Here is a 13170-nt window from a genome sequence, read left to right on the forward strand (position 1 = left end):
GTGGGCGCAGATGTTACCCAACACAATCATGGCTGGCAAGCCGAATTCAGGCAGAAACTTCACTAACCAGTTTTGCCAGCTCTTCGGCGTAAGCGCGAACCTGCTTTTCGTCTTCACCTTCGACCATCACACGCACCAGCGGTTCTGTGCCGGACTTGCGCAACAGCACACGCCCGCGCCCTTCCATGGCCTTGGTCACACGCTCACTGGCCTCCTTGACCGACGCATGCTCGAGAGGATTTGCACCGCCACCGAAGCGCACATTGATCAGCACCTGAGGACACTTGCGTAGCGCCTGGCGGGCCTGAGCCAGCCCCTCGGAACGCGTCTTCAGCGCCATCAGCACCTGCAAAGCCGCAATGATCGCATCACCGGTGGTGGTGTGATGGAAGCAAACGATATGCCCCGAGTTCTCACCACCTACCAACCAGTTGCGCTCGATCAGATCCGCCATTACATAACGGTCGCCGACGTTGGCCCGCACAAATGGAATCGCAAGGTCCTTCAACGCCAGCTCAAGACCCAGGTTACTCATCAACGTACCGACCACGCCACCTTGCAGCTTGCCGTGCTCATGGAGATCGCGGGCAATGATAAACAGCAGCTCATCACCATCAACGATTGCACCGGTATGATCGACCATCAGAACACGGTCACCATCGCCATCGAAAGCGATACCCATATCAGCGTGCTCGGCCAGCACGGCCGCCTGCAACTGCCCCATGTGGGTCGAGCCACAGTTCTCGTTAATGTTCAAACCGTTAGGCTGGGCGGACATGACCACGACTTCGGCGCCCAACTCACGGAACACGCTAGGTGCGACCTTGTAGGTCGCACCATGAGCACAATCGAGAACGATCTTCAGACCAGAGAAATTGGTACCGGTCGGCACGCTGCTCTTGCAGAACTCGATATAACGGCCGGACGCGTCATTGATTCGCGAGACCTTGCCGATCTTGCTCGACTCAACCACGGTCATCGGCGTGTCCAGCAGCTCTTCGATCATCAGCTCCAGCTCATCCGGCAGCTTGGTGCCCTTGCCAGAAAAAAACTTGATGCCGTTATCATCATGCGGGTTGTGCGAGGCGCTGATCACAATACCGGCCTCGGCCTGGAACGTACGCGACAGGTAGGCAATAGCCGGCGTCGGCATGGGGCCGAGCAGCATCACATCAGCACCCGCCGATGTCAGACCGGCTTCAAGCGCGGACTCAAACATATACCCGGAAATCCGGGTGTCCTTGCCGACCAGCACCTTGCAGGCACCCATCTTGCGGAACGCCATACCCGCTGCCCAGCCAAGTCTGAGCATGAAATCAGGAGTAATCGGGTATTCGCCGACTCGACCACGAATGCCGTCAGTACCAAAATATTTTCTAGTCATAAGTGCTCCATCATTCTTATTCGGCTGAATCCACTGCGGCGATCATCTTCACCACATCGACTGTTTCGGCTACATCATGAACGCGCAATATGCGCGCCCCCTTGTGCGAAGCCAGCGCCGCGAGGGCGAGCCCACCATACAGGCGCTCATCCACCGGACGATTCAGTGCCTGACCTATCATGCTCTTGCGCGAAACCCCGACCAATAGGGGCCGCCCAAAGGCATGCAGAGCCTCCATATGCTTAAACAAGCTTAGATTGTGCTGCAAGGTTTTTGCGAAACCGAAACCTGGATCAAGAATGATTCGTTCAGCCGGTATCCCCACCAAGGCGCATTCAGCCATGCGCCCGGCAAGAAACTCTCCCACCTCTTTCGTAACGTCCTGGTACTGCGGGTTATCCTGCATATCACCCGGCTCACCGAGCATATGCATCAGACAGACCGGCAACCCCGTGGCCGCCGCAGCATCCAGCGCGCCATCGCGACGCAACGAACGAACATCGTTGATCAACCCTGCTCCCAGACGCGCGGTTTCACGCATGACGGCTGGCGTGGAGGTATCGACCGATATGATCACATCAAGCTCGCGATGGATTCGCTCGACGATCGGAGCAACGCGCTCAAGCTCTTCCAGGGGCGAAACCGCCCTGGCGCCCGGGCGCGTCGACTCACCCCCGACATCAATCAGAGTCGCTCCAGCCACCACCATGGCTTCGGCGTGGCGCAAGGCCGCATCGAGCTGGCTGTACTGACCGCCATCGGAGAAAGAATCGGGAGTGACATTGAGAATACCCATGACATGCGTCTGGGCCAAATCAAGAACCCGGTTGCCGCAAGGCAACCGGGTCGAGGACTGAACAGAAGTCATTTCAAACCTTAAACGTCAGCAGCCGGGCCGCCGATAGGTGTTTGTGGACGCTCATCCTGTACCGCCGGAGGCGTTCCAGAAGTACCGGCACCACCCGACCAGTCGCGAGGTTCACGAGGAGTGCGCCCCGCCATGATGTCGTCAATCTGCTCGGCGTCAATCGTCTCATACTTCATCAGCGCATCAGCCATGGCGTCGAGCTTGTCACGGTTGTCCGTGAGGATCTGCTTCGCCGTGCCGTAGCACTGATCAATGATGCTGCGCACCTCGGAGTCGATCAGCTTCGCCGTCTCACCCGAGAAACTTGCATTCTGACCACCGCCGCCGCGACCGAGGAACACTTCGCCCTCTTCTTCGGCGTACATCAACGGACCGAGCTTCTCCGAAAGGCCCCACTTGGTCACCATGTTCCGGGCAATCTGGCTGGCACGCATGATGTCGTTGGACGCACCGGTGGTGACACCATCGAAGCCCAGTGTCATTTCTTCGGCGATACGACCACCGTACAGCGAACAGATCTGGCTGATCAGTGCGCGCTTGGACAGGCTGTAGCGATCCTCTTCCGGCAGGAACATGGTTACACCCAGCGCTCGACCGCGCGGGATGATCGACACTTTGTACACCGGATCATGCTCAGGCACGACGCGACCGACGATAGCGTGACCCGCCTCGTGGTAAGCGGTGTTTTGCTTTTCTTTCTCGGACATGACCATGGATTTGCGCTCGGCGCCCATCATGATCTTGTCCTTGGCCAGTTCGAACTCTTTCATTTCAACGATGCGCTTGCCGGCACGGGCGGCGAACAACGACGCCTCGTTCACCAGGTTGGCCAGGTCAGCACCGGAGAACCCAGGAGTACCACGAGCGATCACTGCCGGAGCGACGTCGTCACCCATTGGCACTTTGCGCATGTGGACCTTGAGAATCTGTTCACGACCACGGATGTCCGGAAGACCGACCACAACCTGACGGTCGAAACGACCTGGACGCAGCAGCGCAGGGTCCAGTACGTCAGGACGGTTGGTCGCAGCGATCACAATGATGCCGTCATTCATTTCGAAGCCGTCCATCTCCACCAGCAACTGGTTGAGAGTCTGCTCGCGCTCGTCGTGACCGCCGCCCATGCCGGCGCCACGGTGGCGACCAACGGCGTCGATTTCATCGATGAAGATGATGCATGGCGCGTGCTTCTTCGCCTGTTCAAACATATCGCGAACACGGCTGGCCCCGACACCGACGAACATTTCAACGAAGTCGGAACCGGAAATGGTGAAGAACGGCACTTTGGCTTCGCCGGCAATGGCCTTGGCCAGCAAGGTCTTACCGGTACCCGGTGGCCCCACCATCAGCACGCCGCGAGGAATGCGCCCGCCCAGGCGCTGGAACTTGCCCGGATCACGCAGGAACTCGACAAGCTCACCAACCTCTTCCTTGGCTTCGTCGCAACCGGCAACGTCAGCCAAAGTAGTCTTGACCTGATCTTCGGAGAGCAGGCGTGCCTTGCTCTTGCCGAAGCTCATCGGCCCGCCCTTGCCACCGGCACCGCCCTGCATTTGCCGCATGAAGAACATGAACACGGCAATGATCACCAGGATCGGGAAGCTCGCGACCAGGAGTTGAGTCCAGATGCTTTGCTGTTCAGGCTGCTTGCCTTCGACCACGACGTGGTTATCCACCAGATCGCCAATCAGGCCATTGTCCTGAATTGCCGGACGAATGGTCTTGAAACTGTCGCCATCGTTGCGCTTGCCGGTAATCACGTAGCCATCAACCGCCACGCGCTCGACCTTGCCATCCTTGACCTGCTGGATGAAGTCGGAATAGTTGAGGGTCTGCGGCTCGTTAGGGCTGGAGAAGTTGTTCATCACCGTCACCAGGACAGCCGCGATGATCAACCACAGGATCAGATTCTTTGCCATATCGTTCAATTAACTACCCTCTGAAGCAAGCTCCGCTAATGGCGCGCGCTTCGCATGATATTCACCGGCCTAACTTACTACATTACCTACAACTTGGCAGGCGCCGTCTGTAACCCTTTGTGAAACACTTCCTACACAATATTCGCTAATTCCCACAAGGCGAAATACGAAAAACCTATCGCCCCGCAAAAAAACCTCGCTTTATTCACTCCGGCCGCGGTAGCCCCAAGCCAGCATGTATTGCTCACGGGAACTGCCACGGGAAGAGTCCGGCTTGATCATCTGGACCTTGTCGAATTTCTGACGAGCGTCCTTCACGTAAGCATCAAACCCCTCACCCTGAAAAACCTTGATCACGAAATTACCACCCGGCTTGAGTATCCGAGCAGCCAGATCAAGAGCCAGCTCGCAAAGAAACATGGCTTTTGGCATATCTACGGCAGGCGTACCACTCATATTGGGGGCCATATCGGAAATCACAAGGTCCACCTGCGAATTACCCACGGCTTCCAGGATCCGGGCGAGCACTTCGTCCTGGGTGAAGTCACCCTGGATGAAAGTCACGTCCGGAATGCTGTCCATTTCCAGGATGTCCGAAGCGATCAGACGCCCCTGGCCACCGATCAGCCGGCTAGTAACCTGCGACCAGCCACCGGGCGCCGCCCCCAGGTCGACAACGGTCATACCCGGACGGATCAGCTTGTATTTCTCCTGTACCTCCAGAAGCTTGTAACTCGCACGCGAGCGGTAGCCATCCTTCTGTGCCTGCTTCACATAGGGATCATTGACATGTCTTTTCAGCCAACCAAGGCTTGTCTTGGAACGCGCCATTGGGCACCTCGATAATAAGGGTCGTGATTAGTTGGGCGGATCCACGAACCCTCGGGTAAAATGGCCGCCATTTTACAGAATCCAGACGAAAGGGTCAGATTATGCCGCTCACTCAAGAGCAGAAGAAACAGTACAAATCCATTGGCCACCATCTGAAACCGGTTTTGATTGTGGCTGACAACGGTTTGACTGAAGGTGTGCTAGCCGAACTTGAACGCGCTTTGGCGGATCACGAGCTGATCAAGATCAAGCTCAACATCCTGGATCGCGAATCGCGCCTGGCGTCCATTGCAGAACTGTGCAAGGTCGGCAAAGCGGATCTGGTTCAGGTCATCGGCAAGATGGCACTGATTTACCGCAAAAACTTCAGCGTCAACAAGCAGCTGTCGAACGTCCATCGCTTCAAGTGATGACAAGGGTCAAGGGTGTGCTTCGCGCACCCTGCCACTCCATCCCGGCACCGGCTGCAACACCAGCAGCAGCCCGGAAAAACCCAGGACAAGATAGCTGAATACCTGCCAACGCACTGCCTGAGGCCAACCGATACGCACCGCGAAGTACATCGCACACGCACCTAACGCCACCAACAACAGTTGCCCGCGAATATCCCGCCATAGACTGACAAGGCCCTCGGCCTGAATCAGCACCAAAACCTGAAAAACCACGCACGCTGCGGCAAATCCAACCATCAGCGCATTCAGCATGCCTGCGATTTCGTCGATCAGCAGCGGTGCCAGGCCAATTTTCCCCAGCACCGGCAGCAGACCGATATGCAACAGCCACAGACCGCCGACCCATAGCATCTGGGCCAGTTGCCAAAGCACGGCGCCCGCACGGAGCGGGCGCCTGCCTTTAGATGTGGCGAACTTCGACAATCTCGTACTCGATAACGCCACCTGGCGTTTTGACGGCGACCACATCCCCCTCTTCCTTGGCAATCAAGGCACGGGCAATGGGCGAGCCGACGGAGATCTTGCCGAGCTTGATGTCAGCTTCGTCCTCACCCACGATCTGGTACGTGACACTCTCATCTGTCTCGACGTTGGCAATCTCGACAGTCGTGCCGAAAATTACCTTGCCCGTGTGAGGAATGGTCGTGACGTCGATCACCACCGCATTCTGCATGCGGCCTTCGATGTCACGGATCCGTGCCTCGACCATACCCTGCTGCTCGCGAGCAGCGTGATATTCGGCGTTTTCCTTCAAGTCACCCAACTCACGGGCCGTACCGATGTCCTGGCTGAGCTTCGGACGAACGACCTTGGTCAGGTGAGTGTGCTCTTCTTCCAGGGCGCGAGCGCCCTGAACAGTCATGGGGTACTTCGTTATGCTCATGCCTTCAATCCTGCGTGTAGATCCTGCAAGCGGCGCACGGTCTTCTCGGGACCGAACTTCAGTGCTTCGCAGATCGCTTCGCCAGCAGCAATGGTGGTGGTGCAGTAAATCTTGTGCTGCAGGGCATTGCGACGAATGGAATAGGAGTCAGCGATCGACTGGCGACCTTCGGTAGTGTTGATGATCAGAGTGACTTCATCATTCTTGATCATGTCGACCACGTGCGGACGACCCTCGGTCACCTTGTTCACGCGGCGCACTTTAAGGCCTGCCGCTTCGATCAGCTTGGCAGTACCGGCAGTGGCAACCACTTCAAAGCCCAAGTTGATCAGATCACGGGCCACGCCTGCAACCAGTGGCTTGTCGTCGTCACGGACGCTGATGAACGCGGTACCACCGGTCGGCAGCACTTCGCTGGCGCCCATTTGCGCCTTGGCGAACGCTTCACCGAAGGTATCACCCACGCCCATCACTTCACCGGTGGACTTCATCTCTGGGCCGAGGATCGGGTCAACGCCAGGGAATTTGGCGAACGGGAACACCGCCTCTTTCACGCTGTAGAAATTCGGGATGATTTCCTTGGTGAAACCCAGCTCTTTCAGGGTTTTACCGGCCATCACGCGCGCCGCGATCATCGCCAGGGAAACACCGATGCACTTGGACACGAACGGTACGGTACGCGAAGCGCGCGGGTTGACTTCGATGACGTAGATGTCTTCGCCTTGCAGCGCCAACTGTACGTTCATCAGGCCGACCACACCCAGCTCCAGGGCCATTTTCTTGACCTGTTCGCGCATCTCGTCCTGGATGTGCGCAGGCAGCGAGTACGGTGGCAGCGAGCACGCGGAGTCACCGGAGTGAACACCGGCCTGCTCGATGTGCTGCATGATCGCGCCAATCACCACGTCCTTGCCGTCGCAGACCGCATCTACGTCCATTTCGATGGCGCAGTTGAGGAAGTGGTCCAGCAGCACCGGGCTGTCGTTGGACACCTGAACCGCTTCACGCAGGTAGCGCTTGAGTTCTTCTTCTTCGTAAACGATTTCCATCGCACGTCCGCCCAGTACATAGGACGGACGCACCACCAGCGGATAACCGATCTTGGCAGCGGCGCGAATTGCTTCGTCTTCGCTGCGCACGGTGGCGTTTGGCGGCTGACGCAGGTTCAGGCGCTGGACCATTTGCTGGAAGCGCTCGCGGTCTTCGGCACGGTCGATGGCGTCAGGGCTGGTGCCGATGATCGGCACACCGGCGGCTTCCAGGGCACGAGCCAGTTTCAGCGGGGTCTGGCCGCCGTACTGGACGATCACGCCTTTCGGCTTCTCGACGCGGACGATTTCCAGCACGTCTTCCAGGGTTACTGGCTCGAAGTACAGGCGATCGGAGGTGTCGTAGTCAGTAGAAACGGTTTCCGGGTTGCAGTTGACCATGATGGTCTCGTAACCATCGTCGCGCAGGGCCAGTGCCGCGTGCACGCAGCAGTAGTCGAACTCGATGCCCTGACCGATACGGTTCGGACCGCCGCCCAGGATCATGATCTTGTCGCGACCCGATGGAGCAGCTTCGCACTCTTCTTCGTACGTCGAGTACAGGTAAGCGGTGTCGGTGGCGAACTCGGCGGCGCAGGTATCGACGCGTTTGTAGACCGGGAACACTTCCAGCTTGTGGCGATGCGCACGCAAGCTCTTCTCGGTCACACCCAGCAGCTTGGCCAGACGCTGATCGGAGAAGCCTTTGCGCTTGAGGCGGAACATCAGGTCACGGTTGATGCTGGTCAGACCCAGGGTCTTGACCTTCTCTTCGTCCTTGATCAGATCTTCCATCTGCACCAGGAACCAAGGATCGATCATGGTCATGCCGAAGATGTCTTCAACGCTCATGCCGGCGCGCATCGCGTCCGCCACGTACCAGATACGCTCGGCGCCCGGCACGGTCAGCTCGCGCTTGAGCACGCTCATGCTTTCCGGGTTGCTTAGGTCAACCTTCTCGTCCAGACCGCAAACACCGACTTCCAGACCGCGAAGGGCTTTCTGCAGGGATTCCTGGAAGGTACGACCGATGGCCATGACTTCACCCACCGACTTCATTTGGGTGGTCAGGCGCGCGTCAGCCTTGGCAAATTTCTCGAAGGCGAAACGTGGCAGCTTGGTCACGACGTAGTCGATGGACGGTTCGAAAGACGCCGGGGTCTTGCCGCCGGTGATGTCGTTCGACAGCTCGTCCAGGGTGTAACCCACAGCCAGTTTGGCGGCGACCTTGGCAATCGGGAAACCGGTGGCTTTCGAAGCCAGTGCCGAGGAGCGGGATACGCGCGGGTTCATCTCGATCACGACCATGCGACCGGTGTTCGGGCAGATACCGAACTGAACGTTGGAACCGCCGGTTTCCACACCGATCTCGCGCAGTACCGCCAGGGAGGCGTTACGCAGAATCTGGTATTCCTTGTCGGTCAGGGTCTGTGCCGGCGCCACGGTGATCGAGTCACCGGTGTGCACGCCCATCGGGTCAAAGTTTTCGATGGAGCAGACGATGATGCAGTTGTCCTTCTTATCACGGACAACCTCCATCTCGTACTCTTTCCAGCCGATCAGCGATTCGTCGATCAGCAGCTCTTTGGTCGGCGACAGGTCCAGACCACGGGCGCAGATTTCCTCGAACTCTTCACGGTTGTAAGCGATACCGCCACCGGTGCCGCCCATGGTGAAGGACGGACGAATGATGCACGGGAAGCCCAGCTTCTCAAGGACCGCGTTGGCCTCTTCCATGCTGTGGGCGATACCGGAGCGCGGGCACGCCAAACCGATGGACTTCATCGCTTTGTCGAAACGCGAGCGGTCTTCAGCCTTGTCGATGGTGTCGGCGTTGGCACCGATCATTTCTACGCCGAACTTCTCCAGAACACCTTCGCGCTCCAGGTCCAGGGCGCAGTTCAGAGCGGTCTGGCCGCCCATGGTCGGCAGCAGTGCGTCCGGACGTTCTTTCTCGATGATCTTGGCAACGGTTTGCCATTTGATCGGTTCGATGTAAGTGGCGTCGGCCATGGCCGGGTCGGTCATGATGGTGGCCGGGTTGGAGTTCACCAGGATGACGCGATAACCCTCTTCGCGCAGGGCTTTACAGGCCTGGGCGCCGGAGTAGTCGAATTCGCAGGCCTGGCCGATCACGATCGGGCCAGCGCCGAGAATCAGGATGCTTTTAATGTCTGTACGTTTTGGCATGGGTTTGTCACTCAAATCCGCAGGTCAGTCGGCAAGCCGTCTTGTTCAATCTCTGAAGACTTGAGGGGGTCGCCGATATCGGGACCGCCCTCAAGCTTTGCTACATCAGGGCGAGCGATCAGCGTCGCTTGGCCATCTCGTTGATGAAGCGATCGAACAGTGGCGCTACGTCGTTCGGGCCAGGGCTGGCTTCCGGGTGACCCTGGAAGCTGAAGGCGCTCTTGTCGGTACGCTCGATACCTTGCAGGGTGCCGTCGAACAGCGATTTGTGGATCGCGCGGACGTTGGCTGGCAGGGTCTCTTCGTCAACCGCAAAACCGTGGTTCTGGCTGGTGATCATCACCACGCCGGTGTCCAGGTCCTGGACCGGGTGGTTGGCACCGTGGTGGCCGTGACCCATTTTCAAGGTCTTGGCACCGGAGGCCAGGGCGAGCAGTTGGTGACCGAGGCAGATACCGAACACCGGGATCTCGGTTTCCAGCACATCCTTGATCGCCTGGATCGCGTAGTCGCAAGGCTCCGGATCACCAGGACCGTTGGACAGGAACACGCCGTCCGGACTCAGTGCCAGCACATCAGCCGCCGGGGTTTGAGCAGGCACCACGGTTACGCGGCAACCACGCTCGACCAGCATGCGCAGGATGTTCACCTTGACGCCGTAGTCGTAGGCCACGACGTGATATGGCAGCTCGGACGCTTCGATGGTTGCGTGGCTGTCGGTTTTCAGATCCCAGACCGTCGAGCGCCACTCGTAGGTGTCCTTGGTGCTGACGACTTTCGCCAGGTCCATGCCCTTGAGACCAGGAAAACCCTGGGCGGCGGCGATGGCGGCTTCTTCGGAAATGTTGTCACCGGCCATGACGCAGCCGTTTTGCGCACCTTTTTCACGCAGGATGCGCGTCAGGCGGCGGGTGTCGATACCGGCGATTGCCACAACATTGTTGGCTTTCAGGTAGTCGGACAGGGACATCGTGTTACGCCAGTTGCTCGCCACCAGTGGCAGGTCACGAATGACCAGGCCGGCAGACCAGACGCGGTTCGATTCGGCGTCTTCCGGCGTGGTACCGGTGTTGCCGATGTGCGGGTAAGTCAGGGTAACGATCTGTTGGGCGTAGGAAGGATCGGTAAGGATTTCCTGATAGCCGGTCATTGCGGTGTTGAACACCACCTCACCAACGGTCTGACCGTCGGCTCCAATGGCTTCGCCGCGAAAAATGCTGCCATCAGCAAGGGCGAGTATGGCTGGCTTAGTCAAGAAGACCTCCCGTAAATAAAGCCTGAAAGGGCGATCGCAGGTTGTAAAAAAGCGGAGTGACGTATGGACACGTCACCCCGCTTCTTCACTGAATTATTCTGCGCGCTTTTAGTGGACACACTAAAGCTGTAGCTTACAGAAAAAGGCATTTTTGGTCTACCGCCAATGAGCCCGAAAGGCCGGAGAATGCGACAGGTCGTCGCTTGGCGGAGTAAAACCGGGCCCAAACGCTAGGTTCGGGCCCGATTTCGGGCGCATCTTAACGCAGGTCGAGCACGTCTTGCATGTCATAGAGGCCAGGCTCACGCCCGTCCAGCCACAATGCGGCACGCACCGCACCCTTGGCGAAGGTCATGCGACTGGATGCCTTATGAGTGATCTCGACACGCTCGCCATCTGCCGCAAACAGCACGGTGTGATCACCGACGATGTCGCCGGCGCGAACAGTGGCGAAACCGATCGTTTCACGATCACGCGCACCGGTCTGCCCCTCACGACCGTAAACCGCCACCTTCTTCAGATCACGACCCAGAGCATCGGCGATGACTTCGCCCATGCGCACTGCGGTACCGGACGGCGCATCGACTTTATGGCGATGATGGGCTTCGGTGATCTCGATATCGACATCATCCCCCAGCACGCGCGCAGCCGTGTCGAGCAGCTTCAGGCACAGGTTCACACCCACACTGAAGTTGGCCGCGAAGACGATCGGGATATCTTTGCCCGCCTCGGCCAGCAACTGCTTTTCTTCAACACTGAAACCGGTGGTGCCGATGATCATCGCCTTGCCGTGCCTGCGGCAGAAGGCGAGGTTCTTCAGGGTCACCGTCGGGTGTGTGAAATCGATCAACACATCGAATTCGTCAACGACACGATCCAGATCACCGGACAGTGGCACACCGATACGACCCAGTGCAGCCAGCTCACCGGCATCAGCGCCGACCAGCGTGCTGTCCGGGCGATCCACTGCTGCCGTCAACCCCGCACCAGGCGCTTGATGCACGGCTTCGATCAGGGTTTTGCCCATGCGCCCGGCGGCGCCCATCACAGCTATACGTCGCATGCCTGCCTCCTTACAAATCGCCGAAGAAGCGCTTCACGCCTTCGAACCAGCCCGTGGTCTTCGGTGAATGACTGTTGTCGTCTGCCAGCGAGCTGCGGAACTCTTCCAGCATTTCGCGTTGACGACGGCTCAGGTTGACCGGCGTCTCGACCGCTACACGGCACATCAAGTCACCCGCACCGCCGCCACGCACAGGCGCAACACCCTTGCCACGCACACGGAACTGCTTGCCGGTTTGAGTGCCCTCAGGGATCTTCAGCTTGACCCGACCATCGAGGGTCGGAATCTCCAGCTCGCCACCCAGCGCCGCATCGACAAAGCTGATCGGCACTTCACAGAACAAGTGCTTGCCGTCGCGCTGGAAGATCGAGTGCTCGCGCACATTGATCACCACGTACAGGTCGCCGGTCGGCCCGCCCTGGGCGCCCGCCTCGCCTTCGCCAGACAGGCGAATGCGGTCACCGGTATCGACGCCCGCCGGCACTTTCACCGACAGGGTCTTGTACTCTTCGACACGACCTTCGCCGTGGCAGGAATCGCACGGATCGGAAATGATCTTGCCCTGGCCATGGCAACGCGGGCAGGTCTGCTGCACCGAGAAGAAACCTTGCTGCATGCGCACCTGGCCGATACCGCCACAGGTCGGGCAGGTGACCGGCGAGGAGCCCTTCTTGGCACCCGAGCCATCGCACGGCTTGCAGTTGACCAGTGTCGGAACGCGGATATTCACGGTCGTGCCGCGCACCGCTTCTTCCAGATCCAGCTCCAGGGTGTAGCGCAAATCGCTGCCGCGCTGCGCGCCCCCGCGGGAACCACCGCGACCGCCACCGAAGAAGTCACTGAAGACATCGCCAAAGATGTCAGAGAAGTTCTGACCACCAAAACCGGCACCGCCGCCACCCATGCTCGGGTCGACGCCAGCATGGCCGTACTGGTCGTACGCCGCACGCTTGCTGGAATCGGACAGCACTTCGTAGGCCTCGTTGGCCTCCTTGAACATCTCTTCCGACGCTTTGTCATCGGGATTACGGTCCGGGTGGTGCTTCATCGCCAGGCGACGGTAGGCCTTTTTCAGGTCCGCCTCGCTTGAGCCTCGCTCAACACCCAATACTTCGTAATAGTCACGCTTTGCCATATGTCTTCTGCACTCTTGAGGACGTTCGGCCAACCTCTCCTGAGCTTCGCCAAACTCGTTGAGCCCCAATACAGGCCCGGACCCAACTCACGTCAATTCAACGATCCTGGTCTTTGTTTCAATCTGGCACTTTCAGCTCGGAAAGCAGGAGCATTCCCGGCC

General features: G+C 58.7%; 11 protein-coding genes. 1 reads left to right on the forward strand and 10 read right to left on the reverse strand.

The genetic code is table 11. From position 1 onward, the window contains the following. Positions 1-46: 46 nt before the first annotated feature. From glmM to rlmE, 4 genes are all read right to left on the reverse strand, one after another. Complete coding sequence (gene glmM / locus GPL81_RS27060) at positions 47-1384, reverse strand: phosphoglucosamine mutase (protein ID WP_160109191.1); 1338 nt, start codon at positions 1382-1384, stop codon at positions 47-49. Positions 1385-1400: 16 nt separating this feature from the next. Continuing rightward, a complete protein-coding gene (gene folP / locus GPL81_RS27065) occupies positions 1401-2252 on the reverse strand; it encodes a dihydropteroate synthase (protein WP_160109192.1) in 852 nt (283 codons plus the stop codon). An 8-nt stretch (positions 2253-2260) separates the two neighbouring features. After that, positions 2261-4171: an ATP-dependent zinc metalloprotease FtsH gene (gene ftsH, locus GPL81_RS27070; protein WP_096513512.1), complete on the reverse strand. Its 1911-nt coding sequence runs from the start codon at positions 4169-4171 to the stop codon at positions 2261-2263. Between the two features lie 201 nt (positions 4172-4372). Further along, complete coding sequence (gene rlmE / locus GPL81_RS27075; protein ID WP_096513513.1) at positions 4373-5002, reverse strand: 23S rRNA (uridine(2552)-2'-O)-methyltransferase RlmE; 630 nt, start codon at positions 5000-5002, stop codon at positions 4373-4375. Positions 5003-5103: 101 nt separating this feature from the next. Here rlmE and GPL81_RS27080 point away from each other — a divergent pair, with 101 nt between their 5' ends. Continuing rightward, on the forward strand, positions 5104-5412 hold the full coding sequence (locus tag GPL81_RS27080) for a YhbY family RNA-binding protein (RefSeq protein ID WP_007942889.1): 309 nt from the start codon (positions 5104-5106) through the stop codon (positions 5410-5412). Between the two features lie 9 nt (positions 5413-5421). Here GPL81_RS27080 and GPL81_RS27085 read toward each other — a convergent pair whose 3' ends face one another. The 6 genes from GPL81_RS27085 to dnaJ form a co-directional block, all read right to left on the reverse strand. After that, complete coding sequence (locus GPL81_RS27085; RefSeq protein WP_160109232.1) at positions 5422-5826, reverse strand: MFS transporter; 405 nt, start codon at positions 5824-5826, stop codon at positions 5422-5424. A 28-nt stretch (positions 5827-5854) separates the two neighbouring features. Then, the gene (gene greA / locus GPL81_RS27090) at positions 5855-6331 is read right to left on the reverse strand and encodes a transcription elongation factor GreA (protein WP_160109231.1); all 477 of its coding nucleotides are present in this window, start codon (positions 6329-6331) and stop codon (positions 5855-5857) included. 2 nt (positions 6332-6333) lie between these two features. Next, the gene (carB, locus tag GPL81_RS27095; protein WP_160109193.1) at positions 6334-9555 is read right to left on the reverse strand and encodes a carbamoyl-phosphate synthase large subunit; all 3222 of its coding nucleotides are present in this window, start codon (positions 9553-9555) and stop codon (positions 6334-6336) included. A gap of 118 nt (positions 9556-9673) precedes the next feature. Next, entirely contained in the window at positions 9674-10810 is a 1137-nt protein-coding gene (carA, locus tag GPL81_RS27100) for a glutamine-hydrolyzing carbamoyl-phosphate synthase small subunit (protein WP_160109194.1), read from the reverse strand. Between the two features lie 259 nt (positions 10811-11069). After that, positions 11070-11873: a 4-hydroxy-tetrahydrodipicolinate reductase gene (gene dapB / locus GPL81_RS27105; protein ID WP_160109195.1), complete on the reverse strand. Its 804-nt coding sequence runs from the start codon at positions 11871-11873 to the stop codon at positions 11070-11072. Between the two features lie 10 nt (positions 11874-11883). Continuing rightward, on the reverse strand, positions 11884-13008 hold the full coding sequence (dnaJ, locus tag GPL81_RS27110) for a molecular chaperone DnaJ (RefSeq protein WP_007973132.1): 1125 nt from the start codon (positions 13006-13008) through the stop codon (positions 11884-11886). Positions 13009-13170: the final 162 nt, after the last annotated feature.

The sequence above is a fragment of the Pseudomonas izuensis genome, from assembly GCF_009861505.1.
Classification (GTDB): domain Bacteria; phylum Pseudomonadota; class Gammaproteobacteria; order Pseudomonadales; family Pseudomonadaceae; genus Aquipseudomonas; species Aquipseudomonas izuensis.